8 protein-coding genes, 2 tRNA genes, 3 rRNA genes and 1 pseudogene are annotated in these 24645 nt (G+C 43.2%); 3 read left to right on the top strand and 11 right to left on the bottom strand.

The window, feature by feature from the left end:
• Positions 1-1115 precede the first annotated feature (1115 nt).
• From ABTV71_RS01680 to ABTV71_RS01670, 3 genes and pseudogenes are all read right to left on the bottom strand, one after another.
• Positions 1116-2252 (bottom strand): annotated as a pseudogene (locus ABTV71_RS01680) (transposase).
• Between the two features lie 163 nt (positions 2253-2415).
• A complete protein-coding gene (locus ABTV71_RS01675) occupies positions 2416-4185 on the bottom strand; it encodes a RagB/SusD family nutrient uptake outer membrane protein (protein WP_433902076.1) in 1770 nt (589 codons plus the stop codon).
• 13 nt (positions 4186-4198) lie between these two features.
• Positions 4199-7498, bottom strand: a complete 3300-nt coding sequence (locus ABTV71_RS01670; RefSeq protein WP_433902075.1) for a SusC/RagA family TonB-linked outer membrane protein — start codon at positions 7496-7498, stop codon at positions 4199-4201.
• Between the two features lie 733 nt (positions 7499-8231).
• On the opposite strand from ABTV71_RS01670, the gene ABTV71_RS01665 reads away from it, so the two are divergent.
• Positions 8232-10358: an ATP-binding response regulator gene (locus tag ABTV71_RS01665; RefSeq protein ID WP_433902074.1), complete on the top strand. Its 2127-nt coding sequence runs from the start codon at positions 8232-8234 to the stop codon at positions 10356-10358.
• Positions 10359-11097: 739 nt separating this feature from the next.
• Here the strand turns inward: ABTV71_RS01665 and rrf are convergent.
• From rrf to ABTV71_RS01640, 5 genes are all read right to left on the bottom strand, one after another.
• Positions 11098-11209 (bottom strand): 5S ribosomal RNA (gene rrf / locus ABTV71_RS01660).
• A 159-nt stretch (positions 11210-11368) separates the two neighbouring features.
• Positions 11369-14252: ribosomal RNA gene (locus ABTV71_RS01655) — 23S ribosomal RNA — on the bottom strand.
• Between the two features lie 278 nt (positions 14253-14530).
• A tRNA-Ala gene (locus tag ABTV71_RS01650) sits at positions 14531-14604 on the bottom strand.
• Positions 14605-14616: 12 nt separating this feature from the next.
• A tRNA-Ile gene (locus ABTV71_RS01645) sits at positions 14617-14690 on the bottom strand.
• Between the two features lie 121 nt (positions 14691-14811).
• A 16S ribosomal RNA gene (locus tag ABTV71_RS01640) occupies positions 14812-16341 on the bottom strand.
• The 16S, 23S and 5S rRNA genes sit together here with 2 tRNA genes alongside, the layout of an rRNA operon.
• A 513-nt stretch (positions 16342-16854) precedes the next feature.
• Here ABTV71_RS01640 and ABTV71_RS01635 point away from each other — a divergent pair.
• Entirely contained in the window at positions 16855-17103 is a 249-nt protein-coding gene (locus tag ABTV71_RS01635; protein ID WP_433902073.1) for a hypothetical protein, read from the top strand.
• Positions 17075-17293 carry a hypothetical protein gene (locus ABTV71_RS01630; protein ID WP_433902072.1) on the top strand — a complete coding sequence of 73 codons (219 nt, stop codon included), beginning with the start codon at positions 17075-17077 and terminating at the stop codon, positions 17291-17293. Before ABTV71_RS01635 ends, ABTV71_RS01630 begins: the two co-directional genes overlap by 29 nt.
• Before the next feature lie 534 nt (positions 17294-17827).
• On the opposite strand, the gene ABTV71_RS01625 is transcribed toward ABTV71_RS01630, so the two are convergent.
• The 3 genes from ABTV71_RS01625 to ABTV71_RS01615 form a co-directional block, all read right to left on the bottom strand.
• Positions 17828-19429: a M60 family metallopeptidase gene (locus ABTV71_RS01625; RefSeq protein ID WP_433902071.1), complete on the bottom strand. Its 1602-nt coding sequence runs from the start codon at positions 19427-19429 to the stop codon at positions 17828-17830.
• Between the two features lie 260 nt (positions 19430-19689).
• The gene (locus tag ABTV71_RS01620; RefSeq protein WP_433902070.1) at positions 19690-21870 is read right to left on the bottom strand and encodes a hypothetical protein; all 2181 of its coding nucleotides are present in this window, start codon (positions 21868-21870) and stop codon (positions 19690-19692) included.
• Between the two features lie 4 nt (positions 21871-21874).
• The gene (locus ABTV71_RS01615) at positions 21875-24616 is read right to left on the bottom strand and encodes a glycoside hydrolase family 2 TIM barrel-domain containing protein (protein ID WP_433902069.1); all 2742 of its coding nucleotides are present in this window, start codon (positions 24614-24616) and stop codon (positions 21875-21877) included.
• Positions 24617-24645 lie beyond the last annotated feature (29 nt).

Here is a 24645-nt window from a genome sequence, read left to right as displayed (position 1 = left end):
TAGTATTTGATTTAAAAACAAGTAAGGCATCTGAAACGAAATCGATTGCGTAATCGACACAAACGATTGCACTAAATCAAAAAAACATCATTAATTAAAAAAAATCCCCTAAAAAACATATTAAAAACAAACGGAGATATTATTTAACTATAAATAAATTTTAATAAAATCAAATCGTAAAAAAACATGGATTATGTTACAACATATAGAAACTTTTGATTATACTATTTGAGTAATCAAAAAATTTTATAAAAGAAAAATCAAAAAAAGGAATTATTTATATAATAGTTTTTTAATATAAACATATTGTTACGGCTCAAAATATGTCTGTAATGTATTCCAATTCCGAAATTCGAAGGCGGAATTTATCTGAATTTCTTTAGTAGAAAAGAGCTCTCGAAAGATGGTTTTCAATGCAATTTAACTAAATTATCAAAGCATTCATTGCTGCATGAAAAAGAAAAACAAATCGTTGAACGTAACCAGATACGTCGACAAGCTCTTCTAGAATATAGAGCATCGAAAGAATAGTTAAATGCTTTAGAAATCGCTTGTGAGACAAACAAAATAAGCTACAATGCTATTAGTGAATGCTATAAAATAGGCAAAAGTTCATCTATTGACCTCTATAAAGCAATGACTGAATATAGCATTTCTGAATATAAATTAATTACTAATCGCTATAAAGTATTTTATCAAAAGACTTTTTTGTAAATTATTGGTTATTAGAAAATCGTTTTGATCCGCTCAATATCATACTTCTTTCCTATTAAAATTGATATAGCTTATCTATTTCTACCCCTAAACAATATGATCTACAGCATCTTGAATGTAAGTTTAAATCTTAGCATAGCCAATGATATAACCCCAAACATATCGTTAATTTTCACCGAAAGAAAAGTTGAACTTAGCTAAAACTACAAAAAGGGCCAGTGCTTTACCGGAGGGCACTGAAAAAGTAGCTCAATACTGATGAGTTCTGAAAGCGATCAGGAAAAGGCAACTTTTACTTGGTCGCTTTTCTTTTATCCGATTATATTTGCTTGGGTGATTTGATGGAGTCAACCTAGCTGTATTACCGATTTAATGGACAACTTGGGATCATTTTCTAAAACTTAGTTCATCAACTTGATGATCCTTTTAAGATTTACGGTAAAGATTGCTAATGCGCCCTGCATTTGCATGTTTTCAATACCATAGGCTATCGCACGGGCATAGCCATGAACGTTCTTTAGCTCACTGTTCTTTGCTTCGATCTTATATCTATGTTTGATGTTTTCTTTGTATTCTGCGGTTTCCTGGAATGCCATCTGCTTTAGGTCTGTGCCTGATTTGATGGTAACCGAATAGGTTTTGGACTTTGCCCCCGGCCTATAGCAATTTTCCCTTAGTGGACATACCTTGCACTTTTCAATGTCAAAGTAATAAGTGTCCAACTGATTCTCTCCCATATTTTTCTTCCCCGTACGTGCTCGACGGGTAGCCAAATGCCCCCGGGGCACACAAACATTCCCGCATCCTTATTATAGTCAAACTTCTCTCCATCTTTTCTAACCCCCTGACTTATTGATGGTTTCAGCTTCGCTACAACTTTTATATCCTTTTCAGCTGTCAGTTCAAGGTTTTCTTTGCCCAATGAGCGGCATCGCCGATGATCGTAGCTACTTCCTTTTCCAGTTCGTCCGTTGCGTTCTTTTTGGGCATACCAGCCTTGATCTCCTCATCTATCGCATAGACCGCTTTGCGAAGTAGTTTCGAGCGCTCCCGCAATACTGCCAATGCGGAATGGGGATTTGATCTTGATAGGGAATGCGTCGCATCTACAATGATCGACCTTGAGCGGATGATACCTTTTTCAATGGCTATGGCAACCGTTTTATTGATAAGAAGATTTAAAAGGTCGTTATCTTTCAGCCTTAGTTTCCTGAACTTGGTCAAAGAACTGGGATCAATGCCCCTTCCTCTGGAGACATCCCCAGGAAATACTTGAAGGACATGTCATGTTGCGAACGTTCCACCACATCAACATTTGAAACGGTATAGATGGTTTTCAAAAGCAGGTATTTGAACATCCGCACTGGGCTTTCAGCTGTCCTACCGTTATCCATACAATATTTCGTCACCAACTCTTCATAGATAAAAGTGAAATCTATAAGATCGTCGATCTTGCGCAACAGGTTATCTTTGGGAACGATCAGATCGTACAAGCCTGAAAAAGAACTGAATTGGATTTTTTGTTGGTGACAAAACATATTGTTGTCTTTCCTTTCGATACCATAAGATACAAAAACGGGCTTGAAAACCTAAATTTTCAACCCCGTTTTTAATAAAGGATTTTTTCAGTGCCCCTCATTTATCCTCCGGTCCTTTTTGTAGTTCGCTCAATTAAACAAACTTTACAAACACTTAACCTAACTACTCCAGCGTTGGATTAAATTCTCCGCCCCAATCCTTATTTTGTTTGATATTCGGATTCTTGTCTATCACCGATTGTGCAATCGGAAAGAAATAGTACGTATCGGGCACCAGATTGATTTTATTTCCGGTACTAGGCACCTGTAGTATCGTATACTTAAATTGATTTTCCTTCAATTGATACGTTTTGGCCAGATCTGCTGCTGCCTTTAGATCCATATCCGTTCCGTTTGAATTTATAGCGATTGCTTCCACGCCCTGTTTGGTTTTATTATTCAAGACAGCAAGCTTGCGCAATCTGCGTAAGTCCCAAAAGCGATGGCCTTCAAAACAGAATTCGATATTGCGTTCGGCGAGTATAGCTTCCCGCATGTCTGCTCTATTACCCGCTGTAATACCATAATTATTGTCTGTTCCTGGTTCGATGCCCGCACGCATTCGGATCTGCTTTAAAAGCGACATTGCTGTGGCGAGATCACCGGTTTCATTCGCTGTTTCAGCATAATTCAATAGCACCTCTGCATAGCGCATCAGTACGAAATCCACATCATACTGGGTTTCTACCTGTGTTTGCCGTAAAGAGAGTTTTGAGTTTTTTAGAATAAAGAATCCCGTATAACGATCCCTGTTCGAAGAAGTTGTTCCGGCTTTCGGATTTTCACCAAAATTGTCCAGGGCATCCGCAATACCCAATGAAGTGTATTGCCTTTTTCCGGTTTTACCCGAAACTTCGTAGATTTTTCCGTTCCAGACGATAGATTTGTCAAAACGAGGATCGCGATTCTCCCAATATGACTGTAAGAATTGTTCATCTGTTTTATGGTATTTACCCGTTGGATCGGTGTAGAGTTTGCCATCTTTCATCGGGAATTCTTTCACAAAATCCCATGTGGGGACAGCACTGGCAGTTCCACGGCTTTCAGACCCCGGCCGCACCCCATTATCCCAGTTAGCGACCTTGTTGGGATAGGAGTTGATCACGGCAAAGATCACCTCAGGACCTTTTTCCACTAAGGCAATATTGTAATAGTCAGCGGTCAAACTATAGCCTTGTGCCTTCAACTGTTCATAAGCTTTTTTATTCACAGTGTTGGCTTCCGCCCAATAGGCATTGCCATAAGGGTTTGAAGGATTAAATTGTGGTGAAGCCTTGTATAACAATATTTTCGCTTTAAAAGCCAGTGCGAAATTACCGTCAATACGTCCATAATCCGCAGCGCCCTTTCCAATTGTCATAGGCAGATAGGTCATCGCTTCATCGAGATCTTTTACAATTAAATCAAAACATTCCTTGGTGCTGTTGCGCGGAACTTTCAGTTCATCGTTTTCCAAATCCTGTGGTTTGGTGATGTAGGGCACCCCGCCATGATACTTGACCATATTGAAATACATGTAAGCGCGCATGAAAAGTGCCTGACCTAAGATGGACTTCTTGGTAGTTTCATTTAATCCGGTACTTTCTGATACCTTCTGGATGGCGGTATTGATCTTGCGCATGGTTGTATAATCCCATGCCTTATAGGCGGTATTATTAACGGTAACGGCATTCAAGGGAAAGTTGATTCCGGCCAGCTGTTGTGAGTTATTATCAGCAGCGCTGTTCCAGTTCCCAAATAAGGTATATAAATTAGCCAGATAGGCATTGACGAGATTAGGGTCATTCCACACCTTATCTTCGTTCACCGAATTAAGATCCTCAATATCCAGCACATTTTTACAAGAAGCCGTTGTCAACAACAGAGCAACTAAGGGATAAAATATTTTTTTCATCTTTAAAAATCAATTAAAATTTAACATCTAGGCCCAAGGTGAACGTTTTCATCACTGGATAAGAATCGTACATTTTCTGTTCCGGATCATGAAATTCCTTCATTGGTGAGAAAACAAATAGATTGGTACCATTTAAGAATACGTTTACACTCTTCATTTTGATTTTTTCCATCATTGCCTGTGGCAGCGTATACGAAATATTTAAATCCCGCAACCGCATATAAGCTCCGTTGCGAATCCAGAATGATGAAGAAGCGGCCCCAGATTCCTGCCAGTTATAACCTACAGGACGCGGGTATTTGGCATCCGTGTTTTCAGGTGTCCAGACATCTGAAGTCCAGATCGGATAATAAGGTCTAAAGGTATCCCCATGTTGGCGCATCCCGGCCCCTTCCTGATTACTGATTACACGATCATAGGCCAAAACCCCCTGAAATAAGGCCGAAACATAGAAACCTTTCCAGCTGGCATTAAACCCAAATCCATAGTTGATGCGAGGCGTGTTATTCTCTGAAAGCAACTGCATATCATTGTCATCAATAATGCCATCAGGCTGGTCGGCATAATTCTGTCCACGGATATCTTTATAAAGAATCATCCCGGGATAAGGGTCACGACCATAGGTCTTAAAACCTTTCGCTTTCAGCGCATCGGCCTCGGCTTGTGTGCGGACCAGCCCCGAAGCTTCTAAACCAACAATACGATTTTCAGGCCGTCCTACTTTGGAACGGAAATTTTCTCTTCCACCTACTGCATAAGAGGGTTCTTCATCAAAAATATCCCAGCGGTCTTTCGCATAGCCCATATTCGCATTCAGACCATAAGAAACCTCCCCGATCCGGTCGTTCCAGTTGAATGAAATCTCCCCTCCCCGAAAGCTTCGGGCAGCATAATTTTCCGGTGCCAGCGCACGTCCATAATTATCCGGCACCTTTATCCCCCTCGTTCCGAGGATATCGGATTCCTTCCGGATAAATCCATCCAAACTACCCGTTAGCTTATTCTGAACAAAACCAAAGTCGATCCCTACGTTATAGCTCTTTGATTTTGTCCAGGTCAGATTTGTTGTCGGATTATCCAGATAGGTTACCCCAGTGTAATAGCTATCCCCAAAAATATATCCAGGTACCGGGGTTCGGGTTCCCGTCCGTGAAGTGATGATCGAACTATATTTTTCCATATACGAATAAGGTAATATCGAATTGCCGTCGACATCCACAAAGTTGCCCGAGCTTCCGTACGATGCCCGTAGTTTTAAATCACTGACCGTATTCTTGATGGATGAAAAGAAATTTTCATCCGAGATGCGCCAGCCAAGAGACATCGATGGAAAAAATCCCCAACGCTTATCATTTGGGAATAAAGGCGAACCGTCGTAACGAAAGGAAAATTCTGCAATATACTTATCCGCATAGTTGTAGTTCGCCCGACCGATTACTCCGCGTCGCGCATCCATTAATTCAAAAGCATCTGTCGATCGCATACTCCTGTCGGTCGGATAAATATACATTTGATCTAAAGGAATAATTGGATTTTCTGCCCGTGATGTTATGTTGGTATTACCCGATTTAAACTGCTCATAAACCACTAGACCATCCACAGTGTGTTTACCAAACTTGCGGTTATAGTTCAAAAACCAGTCCACCTGGTATTGCCATTTTCGCTGTGGATTGTAGTCCATAAATGGCTGGGCCTGGCTGAAAGTAAATACATTGGTCCTATCTTCTGAGGGCGGTGCCGGTATAAAACGGTTTCCATCCGGATTCAATGAGGTGAATGTATAATTCTTTTGGAAACTCATATATCGCTTGCGCATATAATCTTCTGCCACATAACTTCCCACCAATTTAGTTGAAAGTCCTTCCAACAGCTTATCCAATTTCAAATTCAGTGTCATTATCGGATTTACCTGACGCACCTTACGATCGATATACCGGTCGCCGATCACCTGGTCAATTACATTCCAAGCCTGCCAGCTTCCCATTGGTGTCTGCACCGGATAAGCTGTTGGGGTATTGCTCGGTGTCCCGTCTGCCGTCAGATAAAAGGGATACATTTTAGGCCAGTTGAAAGTAACCCGATAAAAATCCGAAACATCGAAATCATCATCGTTGGATGAAGTACTAAATGGCCAGAAGAACCTGTTTGAGTTTGTCTGGTTGGCCGATATATTAAAATCCATGCTAAATGCATCACTGATTTTCGCCGAAATATTGCTACGTAGATTGAATTTTTCATGATCCAGTGATTTGTAAGAACCATTTTCCTTTCTGTAACTCAGCAATGCATAGTAAGTAATCTTGTCTCCCCCACCATTGACCGCAATAGATTGTCGGTGGCTAAAAGGGTTTCGCCAGATGACATCGTTGGCATTGTAATTTTTGTCTTTAAAGTAGTCAAATTCGCGCTGTCCATTCGGCGCTACCCAAGGCGTACTCTTGCTTCCCTGTTCCCAGCGGAATTGGGAAACCCGATTCTGGTAAGTCAATTCATCTGTAGCGGTAGTCAGGTTAGCTAATAAGGTCTGCGTGGGTGAGCTAAAGGAATAATTACTCTGCACATTGAACACCGGCGCTTGGGCTGTTCCTTTTTTTGTTGTCACCAGTACAACGCCATTACCCGCTCTGGTACCATAGACAGCGGCAGTTCCGGCATCTTTCAAGAAACTCATCTGATCTACTTCATTGGCTTCCAAGGCATCAAAGGCCGCTTTATCACGTACCACACCATCGATAACATACAAAGGTTCGACAGCGGCTCCACGGATACGCAGCGAAGAGGAAGCTCCAGCCATTCCTGAAGTATTGGTCACATTCACGCCAGCAGCCCTTCCCGCCAATGTATTGGACAGATTGGACGGGGAAATGTTTTTCAGTTGTTCAGAATTTACAGCAGCCACAGCCCCGGTTAAATTCCCTTTTTTTTGCTTACCATAGCCTACGATAACCACTTCTTCCAATGACTCCGAGTTGCTCAGCATCGTTACGGCGACAGCGCCACTACCTACCGCGACTTCCTGTCGTGTGTAGCCTTGATAGTTGATCACCAAAAAATCGCCTTGTTTGGCGCGAATAGAAAAGTTACCGTTAACATCCGTCGAAGCTTGTACCGTACTACCCTTTACGGTAATGGTAGCACCTGCAAGTGGATCACCTTTCTCATTTTTTACATTCCCTGAAATTTGTTGTTGATCGACATGAAAATAGTTCGATTTCAGGTTGCTCGCAAATAAATTGGGGGACGAGCACAAAAGACCAAGCCCTAGGAGACTTAATGGTCTGACTTTTCGGCAAAAAAGATAATTCTTTTTCATAATTAAGATGAAGGTTTAGATAATAGTTTACAAACAATTACTAACGGTTTATTGGTATCATGTCTTTTGTAAAAAAATCACAAAAGATCATGGATTATTATAGGAAATTAAACAAAAGATTCTGAAAATAAAAATGAAATTGAACAAAAGAGACTGAAAATTAATCCGTTTTTGATATTTTACAGAATGTTTATTAAAATAAATCATCAACTTTTTTATAAAACAGCGCCTCTAAGCTCAATTTCATTTAAACAACATGCCTATTTTCATAAGACCAAAGCATTCGCCTGAACAGCAATAAAAAAGCAGCTACCAAGGCTGCTGCTTCATCCAATGGAGCAATAGAATGTATTATTTTTTCTCAATCTTGTTGAAAGGAACACTCGGCGACAGATTAAACATAAAATTTCCTTTCGAATCTACACCACCAGCACCCCTTATCCGTGCTCTAATGAGATTGCGCACGGCTTGCCTGCCAGTAATCAACGACACATTGCTGAAATAATGATCTTTTTCATCAGATGACAATTTGTTCTTACGTTTTCACCTGTAAATAGAAAATAAAAATTGTACTATGGGTGCACCCTCTTCAATTAAATGATTGTGTAAGTTTTTCAAAATGTAGCGATTAATTGACAGCACTACACAGCGGCTTTCATTTTTAAGTCTTAAATTTGAGTTCCATACAAAATAAAGAGGCTATAATTAATTTATTGGTTGAAAGAATAACGACGTGAAAAATAATAGAAAAATATTTATTTTCAGGACAATTTTAATTGCTTTCCTGATTCTTTCTTTGGTGTATATCGGCTCGATATTCACCTATCAATATATTGAATATCAAAAAACAGAGGCCCGCCTAAATAAAGCTTACAGTTCTAAAAATCAGTTAACCAGCTTATTTTATGAGCTTTTTGCGTCTTACAATGACGCCGGTAATGCGTTTCGCTCCTATACCGTGGATTTCAGTGCTGAAAATTTAGCAAACTATACGAAAAAACTCGATAGCCTCCGTTTTTATATTGACTCTCTCTCGACCCTCTCTTCCAAAAAGGGGATTTCTTTTTCGACCAATACACCCTTGGAGCAGAACATCCATCTCTCCGACGAATTCGCGCGTATAAAGAAATCTGTTGATAACATGATTTTCCTGGCAAAAGATTCCCTGCCTCTTTTGACTAAAACCAGTCGTACGTTGCGTCCGATAAGCAACCGGATAGATGCGGATTCTGTGGTCAGTAAAATACTACGAGATACTGCCTTAAATGTCAGAAAAAAAGATACAATTGTCAGAAAAAAAGAAAAACTCTTCACCCGGATTTTCAAAGCAAAAAATGACACATTAGTTGCTGACAAACTTGAACAGCAATTTAATGTTAATCAGATCAAAGCTATCCACGGCCAGATCCAAAACTTGATCGAGCAGAATGAATCCTTTTATAAACAAGATTTCAGCAAAATTCGTCGGTCTTTCACCGAACTCCAAGTTAAGGAAAGACAGCTGCTGCAATCGAATTATGCGCTTTTTAGTACCATCAGCACTGCTTTGCTCAAAATAAAGACACATGAAGATGAGTCTTTACGGGCCGCCGAAATACAGGATTTCACCTTGTACAAGAAAAATTCCGCCATCTTCGGGAAGCAGGTTATTGCATCAATTATACTCATGATTATTATGGTAACCCTAATTCTGTCCTATCATTACAATACCATCATTTATGAGCGTAAAATCACCGCTGCGAGAGATTATGCACTACGCACAGCCAAGGAAAAAACAGGTATACTTGCCAATGTGAGCCATGATGTAAGGACGCCGGTCAATTCACTGATCAGCGTTATTGACTTATTAAAAAACAATACATCTAATAATCGTATTAATCCAGCACTATTGGATTCCATTACACAGGACATCCAAGTTATCAACGATACGGTTGAGGATATCCTCAATCTTGGCAAATTAGAAGCAGGCATGCTGGAAATTAAGGAAGAATACTTTTCACCGACCAACCTCCTTGCCAATCTGATAAAAATGCAGCAAGCCCAAGCCGATAAAAAAGGTCTTCAGCTCATCAGTCATATTAACATTGACCGGGATAATTTAATCAAGAGCGGGGCATATCGATTGCGCCAAATTGTATCCAATCTCCTGAGTAATGCAATTAAGTATACCGATAAAGGGCAAATAGAGATAAAAGCTTTTATCAGTTCCGAAGCAGAGAAAACCCTTCATATCCAAGTTATTGATACTGGAAAAGGCATCCCTGCTAAAGATCAGGAACATATATTTGAACAATATTATATGTCCGACCTGAAGTCCAAAAACAGTTTTGGATTGGGATTACATATTTCCAAGCTTATGACTGAGCAGCTCAAGGGGACCTTAAGCGTACAAAGTAAGCCAGGAAAAGGATCAACATTTACGTTGATCGTTCCTATTACCGATGAAAAGAAAAGCACGAATCAAATTTCCCTACAGGACAATCTACCAGAAAACTTACGTTTTGTGATTATTGATGATAATGCGATCAATAATTTATTTGTTAAACAAGCCTTGAAAAATTTCAAAAATGTACAGGTTTTTCAGGATCCCCAACATGCGATAGACTATCTGCAAAAACATGCAAGTGACATTGTGATCACCGACCTTAGAATGAAAGGTCCGAGTGGTTGGGACATACTGAATACAGTTAAAGGAAACAATACCACTCAGGGATTAAAAAGTAAAGTCATTGCATTGACATCAGACACGTCACAGGTGATCACACAGGTACCTGAGGGACAGACGCATCATTTCGATGGGGTGATGGTCAAGCCTTTTAATCTGTCGACCCTTGTGCAAATTTTAGCAACAATGTCATAGATCCTATTAGTAGTGCAATGATCCTTTACATTTCCAGAAGCATCAACTATTTTAGAAAAATCAAGCCGTATTGGCTTAACCAGCTATCAAAGGGCGACAGTGAATACTGCGCCCTTACACTATATTCCACGACCACATTCTAACATCTGTAAAAATTCCTACCCTCGTATTTCACACTGCGGATCGTTTGCTTCCCGATACCTATTTCACCCCACTCTGCCGTGTTATGCCCATTTTCTGATGTGAGGATCCACCGGCAATGCCGATATCTTCTAAACCTTTTTTGTTCGTCATATTTTCTTTAGCATCAAGTGGGCACAAATATCTTTTCCAGCAGTTCTATCATACTACATACAGAGACAGCGTTCTTATCAATCAATACGGAGTCAACATTTAGGCAGAAGCTCCCACCCCCAGATGAATTCTCTTTGTATCGTTCGATCAGCCTACCTACATGCTTACCACTTTCCAGGCCGGGTGCTTATAAACATAATTCAATACATAGTCTCTTTTGCTCCACAGCAGTATACAATTAGGTGGCCGAGACTGCTTTGCGGGTCCCTAGTTGCGTACCCGTTTCCCGGAGTTTGCTCGGCCCGCCGCTTCTTGATAGCGAACATGGAGCGGGGGCATGGTACCGGCAAAGGCAGGAAATGGACCGGAGGATAAATAAAGGTCCTTGGGGAGCATCCAAACGAAAGAAGCCCTTGACTGTTTCCAGCAAGGGCTTCCGTGTAAAAAAAGGCACCGACCTACTCTCCCACCTGTTACGGCAATACCATCGGCTCTGGCGGGCTTGACTGCTCTGTTCGGAATGGGAAGAGGTAGACACCGCCGATATAGGCACCTAAAGTTTTTTTATAGTATCAAGCTGTCAGACATGAGTATTTAGACTTTCCTCTGAAAGTGTATACCCATCCTATAGCTCACTCTATATTGACATATATATTGAAAGAGTTCTGTTTCCTTTGTTTCAAAAATTAAAGAGGAAGACAACAGTGTCTGTCTGCTTGAGAAAGCTTCGGGCTATTAGTACCACTTGGCTTTGGTCTCTCAACCTTTACACCTATGGCCTATCAACGTAGTCATCTCCTACGACCCTATAAGGAAGTCTCATCTCGTGGCTAGTTTCGCACTTAGATGCTTTCAGCGCTTATCTATTCCAGACGTAGCTACCCTGCCGTACACCTGGCGGCATAACAGGTTCACCAGAGGTCTGTCCAACCCGGTCCTCTCGTACTAAGGTCAGATCCACTCAAACTTCCAACGCCCACAACAGATAGGGACCGAACTGTCTCGCGACGTTCTGAACCCAGCTCGCGTGCCACTTTAATGGGCGAACAGCCCAACCCTTGGGACCTTCTCCAGCCCCAGGATGTGACGAGCCGACATCGAGGTGCCAAACCTCCCCGTCGATATGAGCTCTTGGGGGAGATCAGCCTGTTATCCCCAGCGTACCTTTTATCCTTTGAGCGATGGCCCTTCCATACAGAACCACCGGATCACTATGTCCGTCTTTCGACCCTGTTCGACTTGTCGGTCTCACAGTCAAGCAAGCTTATGCCATTGCACTCCGCGTACGGTTACCAAGCGTACTGAGCTTACCTTTGAAAGCCTCCGTTACCTTTTTGGAGGCGACCACCCCAGTCAAACTACCCACCAAACAATGTCCTCCACATGATGGAGTTAGAAACCGGATACAGAAAGGGCGGTATTTCAAGGGTGATTCCATGACTCCTGGCGAAGCCACTTCAATATCTCCCGCCTATCCTACACATCCTGTACCCAATCTCAATGTTAAGCTATAGTGAAGGTGCATGGGGTCTTTCCGTCCCGTTGCGGGTAATCGGCGTCTTCACCGATACCACAATTTCACCGAGCTCATGGCTGAGACAGCGCCCAGATCGTTACACCATTCGTGCAGGTCGGAACTTACCCGACAAGGAATTTCGCTACCTTAGGACCGTTATAGTTACGGCCGCCGTTTACTGGGGCTTCGATTCAATGCTTCTCTTGCGATGACATCCCCTCTTAACCTTCCAGCACCGGGCAGGTGTCAGGCCTTATACTTCATCTTGCGATTTTGCAAAGCCATATGTTTTTGTTAAACAGTCGCCTGGGCCTTTTCACTGCGGCTGCTCATCACTGAGACAGCGCCCCTTCTCCCGAAGTTACAGGGCCATTTTGCCGAGTTCCTTAGCCATGACTCACTCGAGCACCTTAGGATTCTCTCCTCGACCACCTGTGTCGGTTTGCGGTACGGGTCTTCATAACCTGAAGCTTAGCGGGTTTTCTTGGAAGTCTGTTTACCTGCTCTATCAGCGCCACCGGAGCTTTGCTGTACTATTGGGTTTCAGCTAGAGTTGCGGATTTGCCTACAACTCCAATACCTACGCCTTTCAACGAACTATTCCGTCAGTTCGCGGCAGTGTCACTACTCCGTCACCACATCGCAGTTATCAAGAGTACTGGAATATTAACCAGTTGTCCATCGGCTTGCCCCTTTCGGGTGCGCCTTAGGTCCCGACTGACCCTGATCCGATTAACGTTGATCAGGAAACCTTGGTCTTTCGGTGGGCGGGTTTCCCACCCGCCTTATCGTTACTTATGCCTACATTTGCTTTTCCATAACCTCCACACAGCATTACCACTGTGCTTCCCCGGCGATGGAATGCTCCCCTACCAGATGCATATCTTTCAATGCAAATCCATAGCTTCGGTACCGTTCTTGATGCCCGTTTATTATCCACGCCCGGCCGCTCGACTAGTGAGCTGTTACGCACTCTTTAAATGAATGGCTGCTTCCAAGCCAACATCCTAGCTGTCTGGGCAACCGGACCTCGTTAGTTCAACTTAGAACGGATTTGGGGACCTTAGCTGATGGTCTGGGTTCTTTCCCTCTCGGCCTTGGACCTTAGCACCCAAAGCCTCACTGCCGGCCATATCTGATAGCATTCGGAGTTCGTCTGGATTTGGTAGGATTTGACTCCCCCGCACCCAATCGGTAGCTCTACCTCTATCAGACTCCATGCCGACGCTGTTCCTAAAAACATTTCGGGGAGTACGAGCTATTTCCCAGTTTGATTGGCCTTTCACCCCTACCCTCAGGTCATCCGGAAACTTTTCAACGTTTATCGGTTCGGTCCTCCATTACATGTTACTGCAACTTCAACCTGCCCAAGGGTAGATCACAAGGTTTCGCGTCTACCTCATCTGACTATGCGCCCTATTAAGACTCGCTTTCGCTTCGGCTGCGTCCCTGAAGGACTTAACCTTGCCAGACAAGAGTAACTCGTAGGCTCATTATGCAAAAGGCACGCTGTCACAGAATCTCTCTGCTCCAACCGCTTGTAAGCACACGGTTTCAGGTTCTTTTCACTCCCCTGTTCGGGGTTCTTTTCACCTTTCCCTCACGGTACTGGTTCACTATCGGTCTCTCAGGAGTATTTAGCCTTACCAGATGGTGCTGGTGGATTCCCACAGGATTTCTCCGGTCCCGCGGTACTCAGGATACCACTATGCCAATATTCTTTACCTGTACGGGGCTCTCACCCTTGTCGCGCAGTTTCCCACCTGCTTCCAGTTCATAGCATTGTACAATCTCGTGGTCCTACAACCCCGACCATGCCGTAACATGATCGGTTTGGGCTCTTTCCCGTTCGCTCGCCACTACTTGGGAAATCATTGTTATTTTCTTCTCCTACGCCTACTTAGATGTTTCAGTTCAGCGCGTTCGCGTTTTATACGACTATTCTTCAAATAGTCAGGTTGCCCCATTCGGAAATCTCTGGATCAAGTCGCATTTGCCGATCCCCAGAGCTTATCGCAGCTTATCACGTCCTTCTTCGCCTCTGAGAGCCTAGGCATCCCCCGTGTGCCCTTATTTACTTTCTTCACCGGCATAGCCTTTTGCTACTATGCGGCTGCTTTTGATATATATACCCGTATGCTACGCAAAGATTCGTCCGGCATTCACCGGGGGTCTCCTCTTTACATCAGACACATACACGTATTGTCTCTACTGTTGTCTTCTCTTGTAATTTTTTTTCTCTTTCAATATGTCAAAGAACTCTTTTTTTAGTAACCAGTAGTTAGATGTTAGTATTTAGACTCCTATATATCGCTATACCGTCATCTTCATACTAAATACTTGATACTATGTACTAAGAACGTGGAGAATAACGGATTCGAACCGTTGACCCCCTGCGTGCAAGGCAGGTGCTCTAGCCAGCTGAGCTAATTCCCCTTTTTAATTTCGTAGTCCCGAGCAGATTTGAACTGCTGACCCCTACATTATCAGTGTAGTGCTCTAACCAACTGAGCTACGGGACTAGCTATTCTGTTCATCTATCTCTCTCAGGGACCGCTCCATCCGGGGCGGGCACTTTCTTCTGATGTTTTATTCTTTTTCAATCATATGTAACGTGACGAGTACCGGTCCGCGATACTCTAGAAAGGAGGTATTCCAGCCGCACCTTCCGGTACGGCTACCTTGTTACGACTTAGCCCCAATTATCGGTTTTACCCTAACACGCTCCTTGCGGTCACATGCTTTAGGTACCCCCAACTTTCATGGCTTGACGGGCGGTGTGTACAAGGCCCGGGAACGTATTCACCGCGTCATTGCTGATACGCGATTACTAGCGAATCCAACTTCATGGGGTCGAGTTGCAGACCCCAATCCGAACTGTGAATGGCTTTTAGAGATTAGCACCATATTGCTATGTAGCTGCCCGCTGTACCATCCATTGTAGCACGTGTGTAGCCCCGGACGTAAGGGCCATGATGACTTGACGTCGTCCCCACCTTCCTCTCTGCTTGCGCAGGCAGTCTGTTTAGAGTCCCCACCATCACATGCTGGCAACTAAACATAGGGGTTGCGCTCGTTGCGGGACTTAACCCAACACCTCACGGCACGAGCTGACGACAGCCATGCAGCACCTAGTTTCGTGTCCCGAAGGACGGATGCGTCTCTGCATCCTTCACTAACTTTCAAGCCCGGGTAAGGTTCCTCGCGTATCATCGAATTAAACCACATGCTCCTCCGCTTGTGCGGGCCCCCGTCAATTCCTTTGAGTTTCACCCTTGCGGGCGTACTCCCCAGGTGGATAACTTAACGCTTTCGCTTGGACGCTGGCGGTCTATCGCCAACATCGAGTTATCATCGTTTAGGGCGTGGACTACCAGGGTATCTAATCCTGTTCGATCCCCACGCTTTCGTGCATCAGCGTCAATACCAGCTTAGTGAGCTGCCTTCGCAATCGGAGTTCTAAGACATATCTATGCATTTCACCGCTACTTGTCTTATTCCGCCCACTTCAAATGGATTCAAGCCCGTCAGTATCAAAGGCACTGCGATGGTTGAGCCACCGTATTTCACCCCTGACTTAACAGGCCGCCTACGCACCCTTTAAACCCAATAAATCCGGATAACGCTCGGATCCTCCGTATTACCGCGGCTGCTGGCACGGAGTTAGCCGATCCTTATTCTTCCAGTACATTCAGCCAGATACTCGTATCTGGGTTTATTCCTGGACAAAAGCAGTTTACAACCCATAGGGCAGTCATCCTGCACGCGGCATGGCTGGTTCAGGCTTCCGCCCATTGACCAATATTCCTTACTGCTGCCTCCCGTAGGAGTCTGGTCCGTGTCTCAGTACCAGTGTGGGGGATTCTCCTCTCAGAGCCCCTAGACATCGTCGCCTTGGTAAGCCGTTACCCTACCAACTAGCTAATGTCACGCGAGCCCATCTCTATCCTATAAATATTTAATCAACCGGACATGCGAACTGTTGATGTTATGCGGTGTTAATCTCTCTTTCGAGAGGCTATCCCCCTGATAGAGGTAGGTTGCTCACGCGTTACGCACCCGTGCGCCACTCTCATTAACTTAAAGCAAGCTTTAAGTTAAATCCCGTCCGACTTGCATGTATTAGGCCTGCCGCTAGCGTTCATCCTGAGCCAGGATCAAACTCTCCATTGTAAAATGAAGTTTTTGATTCCAACTATTTATAATAATCAGAATTCTTTTTTTATATCTCTGATCTTGGACCGAATTGAACTATTCTTGAATTTGTTCATGACTTTCGACTTTCGTCTGTCTACCCGTCACGCTTACATGATTGTGTTTTCTTAAAGAACTTCTCTCGCTTCAACTTCCGTATCCGCTATATTCCGATGGGCACCAGCCCCTCTTTATCTTTTTTTGTTTCCCTCCGTTTCCGTTGGGACTGCAAAGGTAGAAATCTTTTCCGGACTTCCAAAAAACTTTTAAAGTTTTTTTTCTTTTCCCTTTCTTCGATTTCCGCGTTTAAAATAAACTCAGCGGGATTTTAAATCCTGCCGACCCCTCTTAAACCCTTCTTTTTTTCATGGTTCCTTCTTTCGAAGTAACCGTCCCTCCCTTGCGGAGTGGTGCAAAGATAGGGAGTTTACTAACAAACTTCCAAGCCTTTTGTTCTTATTTATTTCATTTTGCTGCTAACTGGCTGTAACGGTGCAAGATTCTTTTTGTGAAACAGGATCTTGGGGGCTCCGGGGGACGAAAATGGCCGGTTATCCGCGGATCTGCGGCGGGCTCTGGGGCACAACGGGGGCAGGGGCGGCGACCGGAGGACTGGAAGAGGATACAGAACGCCGTGAAATCCCAGGTCGGTCACTTACATCCTTGAACGGAGCACCGGAGAAAGGACATGAAGTGCAAAACAAACTTGGGCATGGGTTACCATTATCTACAGTATCCTGATGCCCCGACGGAGGGCTTGCGAGACGGCTATGTCCCAGTCCCCAGCGGAAAAAGAGGCGGAAACCAGCTCCGAGGGACCGGGGAGACCGAATCACGGGCAGGCATTAACCCGGAAACAAACAGCCGCGACCGTAGAAAGACAATGCAAAAGCGGGTAATCAAGGTGAGCAAAAATCCGTGGTTTAGTTAGGGTTTGTTTAGGTTTAGTTTAGGTATTACTTAGGTTTTGTTTAGTAAAGATCTAATCAATATCTAACGATAACCTAATCTAATAATAAACTATCCCTATTTTAATGTTGGACTTATCCCTAAAAAATATCAGAACTGGTATTTCCAAAGGCAAATACATCCTATTTCCAAGCCCACCGCCCGCACGGAGAAAAGACCTAAGACCTCAGGTGTGCCTTAGTTGGGACAGTATTGCTATCCGTCTGTGCTATATCCGCGGTGAGTCTGCCTTAAGTTCACGTTTTACCGTGGAAACAGTATATTTGCGATCCGGATTTACACGGCTAGAATCTGCATTCTAAGCCCTATCTAAGCCTAATTCAATGTAAATATCCGAACCGCAGCGTCAGAAAATATAAAAAACATCATAATACGTGGACGAATCCGCGGGAAATGCAGTTTTTTGGAGAAAAAAGTAAATATTTTATAAGAAGGAATGCGCTTAAAAATATAAAACTCCGAACCAATTAGTGTTGTTCGGAGTTTTATCTATTAATTACCAATTATCTCTTAACGTTGTAAGATCAACTTTAGGTTGGGGCAAGTTCATATTTTTAATGGCCCTCTTGCATTCATCAACCATTTTAAGGGTCATGGTATACGTATACTTTCCATAGTCATCATACTCCAATGTACCCACATAAAAGAAGCCATACTTATCAAAGAAATCAGTCAGATCTATTTTGGCAACCTCACATGCTGTCTTGACGAAGTTTAATTGATGAACTGCTGGATTCCGCTCTCCCGCCATTCGATCGGAACTCCAGTCCGAGCGTCCTCTCCGCGAAGGTTTGCTGTTATTCTGTTTACGAAAAGCTTCAAACAGGTCCGCATAAAAATCCGGATGTTTTCCAATTCCCTCGAAATATAATTGTAATTGCCAGAAAGGAATCAAACGATTAAATACGTCAGGGTCGGATAAATAAGAAATTTTCTTCTCAATAATACTGGCTTTCGCCTTTTCAAAGTTATTCTGCTCCGAAACCCGTGTTTTATTACCAAATGATCGTGTTACATACAAAGAAAACAGATTATTGCTCACTTCGCCCAATCCTCCCCAATTAAACATTGGTCGTGTCTGATGCACATGTCCTACTTCATGACTAAATCCCCAGCAGGGATCTCCTTTAATTACTGAAGCAGGATCAACAACCATACCCATCGCATAACCGACCTTGTCACCCATATACGCAACACCATCTCCATCACGAAACATGTAATAATTGTAATTTACCCGAGCAAGTATACGATTCTTAGGTACTTTCTTATATTTTTCCAACCCCATCAATCGATGTTGTCTAAAAACCAAAGAATCATAATTGTTAATTAGCTCCACGCCTTTCCCACTAGCATATTTTTTCATTGCTTCTACAGGATAAGCTGTTTGAATATGTTCGCCCTTTGCATCCATGATTGGAAACACAGCCTGATCAATCAGATTATCCCAGTCCTTATTATTATGCTTTCTGACATCAAAATAACCATTTACTTGTCCTGTAGGAAAATGAACCGTAATCGGGCTTTCATTTTCAGGTTGATCCGAGAAATAGTCGATATACGCTAAACTTCCATAATCATTGAGCTGGATAATATTCACTCCATTCTGTAATCTGAACGCTTGTTTTTCCAGTCCCCATCCTTTCGGATCTTCTGTAGGTTGCTCGGGATTCGGCGCTTTACGCAACCAATTGGGCACCACCAAACTAACTTCTTTGCCAGTTGCAATACCATCGACGATAACAATATGTCGCCCTTTTGAAAGGTATACCCCAGTTATATTCTCATATTTGCTATATCCATCCCCTATGCCTAATTGATGACCCAACGTTGTGGGATCAAGCAAAGCAGCGTAAGTCGCGTATTTGTACTCCCTATTGTATTTCCCCTCCAGCATGGACAAGGCTACTCGCCGCAAGGTTGTATCACCGATGAGATCAATCTGCTTTTTCTTAATCCCTTTTCTTAGTTTTAGCGCCAAAGCATCTTCAAAAACCGATAGGTCGGCATACGTTTGTTTAAAATCTTGTGCAGTTTGAGCCATTAGATTCGAGCACATCAGAAACGCCAATCCAAAGAGCAGTATTTGTTTCTTTTTCATAATTTATTACAATAGGTTATACATTTTGAGATCTATATTCAACCTTTCGATTGATTTACGTCAAGATCAGGTTCATCATAGTCGAAGTTCTACCTTAAATAACCAATTCTGGACGTCTTTACTACAGTGAAGATATCTCAAAAATATTCTGATCGCAAAAAATAGGCTGAAAATAAAATAACTATTCCGATAAATATTATAAAAAAAACATACTCAACCGATTGCGCTATAACAACACAAACGATTGAGTAAATTTTGTGTTAATCTTTACTTTGTGTCTGTATTAGATTGTACTCCACCACGTACACCCTATTATCCCGCCAGGTATTGTATGTACTTTTTTGAATCTGATTAATGACATAACCATATCCCCGATTTGGGCCATTGGACAGGTTGTTGTTGCAAATATGTTTGAACTTCATGCCAGGTTTTACCGGAACTTCCACCGAACTTTCAATTCTGATCGGATTCGCCAATACATCATATATCCCAAACGCGTAAGCTTCATGCTGGTTTACGTTTTCAGCAACTTTGTAAGCTGCAAATCCGTCCCGTGTTCCATTTTCGCTTCGATATGCATCCTGATCCGGTGCATCATAAGGGCTTTCACATTGAAAAAAATACGTTCGCCCATGATTTCCGGTCCAATAGGTCTGGTACTCCTGAAAATGCTCGTTAAATAGGGCATACATTGTCATATAATCACCGTTAACAACAAGACCATTCCGTGTGGTGTTAATACCCCAGCCTACACTGCCCTTGACACCATGGTCTGCACGCCACAACCAAAAATGGTCACCGATCACATCATTGCTATTGATAATAACCGAATGATCCACATGCACTTTATCTGCCCTAAAACCTCCGATGCGCAGAAAAAGATCCGCCAACAAGGTCGGATTACGATCATGTCTAACTGAAGTTTTTCGCCCGCCGACTTGAATCAGGCTATGTGAACTATAATGTGCATCGAACATCAATGAGGCAACAGTTACCCCGTCAACATCATCGACCAATATCGCTGTAGATGGATTTTCGGCTCCAGGAATCAAGGTTGCCAAACCAAGGCCTAATAGGATCGTATTCGCCTGGGTAATATGCAGTGGCTCGGACAAACTGTACATACCCGGTGTTATCAGCAGGTGCTTTCCTATACGCAACTGTCGGTTCATTTCCTGTGCTGAAGTTCCTGGCTTAGCCACATAAAAATCTTTTTCGATATCAATCACTTCGCCTTCTCCTATCGCATCCCTGGAATAGGATACTCCCCTATGTTTGTGCTTCAATGCCGGACGAAAAACCTTGTATCGCCCATCCTTATCAAAAAAGACAAAAGGTTTTTCGCGAATTATAGGCGTGGTCGGAATCAGGGTCACATTCCCGCCTTTTGCCCAATTATTTTGATAGGTATTTGTGTCAACAGACGGACCAAAGTCCACACCTTGAAAACAATAATTATATTTAATTTCTTCAAACTTCCCCCTTCCTTTATTCAAGAATGAATTTCGCGTATACCATTGTTGTTGATTTTTTGACCCTGCCGCTGCCTCAAAATAGCAATCAGCGGTATATCCGCCGCTTACCCAGCCATTTGCCCATTGATTGCGTACAACGCGTGTGGAATAAATACGGCGTAGGGGAGCCGCCTGCGAGACAGCCCATTTAAATGTCTCTTCTTCCTCGTAGCTCTCCGGGCCAATGACGGACAAGTTTTCTGCCGACCGCCAAAAGGTGCAGGTACCATTTCCCTCCGCAAGATGTGGCGGTGTATGGATATTGGAAACTGCAACATCATAAGGGACTTTCCCCAAGCCCGCAATCTGCACATAAAAAGGAATCCTTAAGAGACCTGCTTCCCGGTAGTCACCGGACTTAAAAAGCAGGGCATAACGATTAGGGCTGAATTCTTTTCCGAACATCTGGTCATGAAGCTGATTCACCTCCAAACCTACACGTTGTTTATCATCTGTAGGACTATAAATAAAGGTATTTTCACCAAAGAGCTGAATTTCCATACCCAAATGTGCAACAGTCTCTCCTTTTACCGTCTGTATCTCATAATAATAATCATATGGATTTCCTTGGATAGCTTTATCGATAAACTTAGGCTGGTTGACTTTCGCGATGGTTTGATAATCCCCAAGCCTGCCCTTGGCCCGTCGGATTAAAAAGGGGGATTTTACCTTTTTACCCGCCACTTTTTTGCTAAAATCTAGGTATAAGTGGCCCTTTCGCACGGCAATTTCCTGATCTGCCACCCCTACGGTACTTGTAGCCTCAGCTGATTCTTGCCTATGCAATAGACCACTCCGATGCAAGGTAAGTCTTGTTACAGTCTCAGGAAAAGCCTTCGTATCAGGGCGTGGTCCGGACGCTCCACTAGCTAATTGTATCATCAACAATGTGACAAGAGGAATCATGTAATTTCTAAATCGTAGCATAAGTCTATTCTTTTATTGATTGAATATTTACGACTCTTTTTAGTCGAATTGCATTTAGGATGGTTTCTCCCTTTTTGGGAATAAATGAAATCACGAGCGTGTTTTCATCCCTCACTTGTACGGGGTATTTTCGGCGCAGCACCTTAAATGGCCCGACCTCATCCAGCACATTGAGGTCAGTAGCAACTGTCTGGCCGCCAATTTGGACATCAAAAACTCGTTCTATGGATTTTTGTTCCCTTACTTTCTCACGTTGTTCGAGATCGTAAACAAGGTTTTCTTTGTGATTTGGCCCCTCTAATTCGGCAAAGATCAATTCGATTTCATAAACACCCTGCGACAGATCAAACCGATAGTGCGCTAATCCCTGCAATTGTGTCTGGAACAGCGGGTCATCCCAAGTACCATGGATATTAGTATCGCTCCCCAGGTTTTCTCGTCCAGTATTTTTTAAGCGATATTTTTCCCCTTCAATATATCCCCAACTTCCCTTTCTATAAGCTTGGTCCGGAAACCATCTATATCCCAGTGAATCGATATACTGGCGGTTATCTCCAACGTTTATATATAACTCTTGCCAGCCTTTATCTTCGTTCAGATCATAGGGTATGACTTCACAATCTAGGGTCATCTTGTCCATACGCGTGGCTTCCCCCGCATGAAAGGCCACTACTTCCACTTCATGTGTGCCCCTTTTTAATTTTAGAGGCCACGATATCGCCCGGTCTACAGGAACTTTCACGCCCATAACGATACCATCCAACAATAGCTTAACCGAATCGGCATTACTAAATATGGGTACTTTTAACCATCCAGACCCCACCCTAGCGGTGCTCGAATCAGACCGCGCTCCCCATTTATTACCATGGGTTACCCCGATTTTTACAAATGATTCCTTACTTAAGTATGCCTGATATAGAAAATAGGTGTTTTTTGCTTTTCTACCCCAGGTCAACAAGCCTTTGGTATTGATATGCGGCATACTTTCTTCCCGTGTTTCCGAGTTAAAATCTGAAAGATTCCACGCAGCGCCACCAGCAACAAACGGCTTACGCAAAATTTCGTTGAGATAACCTTGATGGTACATCACCGCATACTCTACACTTTTGTCAAACCGGATCGGTCTATCGGCATATATCCTATAGTCAGCGTCCGCACCATATTCGGTGACCAATAGCGGTTTATCGGGGAGTTGCTGATGGATATGCTCCAATTGCTTGCCAAAATCAGCAATTTTGCCGCCATACCATCCCGGGTAGAGATTCCACCCGACAAGCATCGGAACTTTGGTCAGGCCTGTCCGATGGTAGAGATCAAAATTACCGTGGTTGGCGATCATGGTGTATCGTATTGAATCTTCGGCACGTGTAAGTGTTTCCAATGCCTGCGCCAGTGATAAAACGGATTTGAAATAGGCCTCCTGCCGTTCTTTATCTTTTGGAAAATGGGGGCGGAGAAAAATCTCGTTCATATAGCCCCAGACGATAATGCTGGGATGGTTAAAGTATTGGCGGATCATTTCCCGTTGCATCTGGAAACTATGCTCAGCAAAAGCAGCACTCGCTGTAATTTCATTGACAAGCGGGATTTCTACCGATGCCAGTAGCCCCAAGCTATCACAGGCTTTCAATATCGCAGGATCTTGGGGGTAATGTGCAACGCGCAGGAAATTGCCGCCCATGGCCTTCAACCGGACTAGATCTTTTACCTGTACCGTATCTGAAACGGCATTGCCCAGTCCTTCAAAATCCTGGTGGCGGCTAGCGCCAATTAATTTCAAGGGCTGCCCGTTTAGAAAGAACCCTTTTACCGGGTCGAATGAAAACCAACGAAAACCTACGGGATTGTCCAATTGATCCAGCAGCTTACCGTTAATATCGTAAATACGCGTCGATAGGCGATAGAGATAGGGCGATTCAGGCGACCATAGACTTGGGGCCTGAATACCTGTGATGTCTATCTGGAAATTCTTCTGCGCATTAGGTTTCAATTTTTCCTTTTCACGCATTTTTTTAATCACCGCCCCTTTGGCATCCACAAGTATCGTTTCGATAAATACATCCCGAATGGATTTTGAACAGTTTTGAATCTTGCCCTTCAGGTTAATAACGGCATTTTCCTGTGCATTCACTTTTGCACTCACCTGTAGCCCGGTACTGCCATATTGTGGGTCGGTAAAGTGAACCTGGTCCAATAAGACCAGAAATACTTTTCTGTAGATACCGCCAAAAAAGGTAAAATCTCCGCTTAATGGCGCAATATCTTGGTTATAACGATTACTGACCTTGATTTGGATCCAATTTTTTGCATTCTCCCTTCGATCGAGATTATCCGTAATATCGACCTGAAAAGCAGTATAGCCACCACGATGTGTCACAACCTTTTTGCCATTGACAATTACTATAGCTTCCTGATTCGCCGCTCCGATATGTAAAAGGATTCTTTTATGCAGCCATTCTGTTCTCCAATCTAAGCTATGTTGATACTCTGCAGCGCCACGGTAATACCCCGGCATATCATCCATGACATCCTCAACATTCCAGGAGTGAGGTAGATTGACTGTTTCCCAGCCCGTTTTCTGCTTTGTAACAGGCTTTGGGGGACTTATTTCTTTCCTAAATTGCCAGTTGGATGAAAAATCGATCAAAACTCTTCCACCCTGTATGGTTTGAGCATTGGCATTCCAAGAGAAAAAAATATATCCTATATAAAATAAGATGGAGAGCTGTTTATATATATTATTCATATCTAATTAATCCGCTTTGCCTAGTTACA

This window comes from Sphingobacterium puteale, assembly GCF_050986225.1.
Lineage (GTDB): Bacteria > Bacteroidota > Bacteroidia > Sphingobacteriales > Sphingobacteriaceae > Sphingobacterium > Sphingobacterium puteale.
This window is presented reverse-complemented; position numbering and strand designations above follow the sequence as displayed.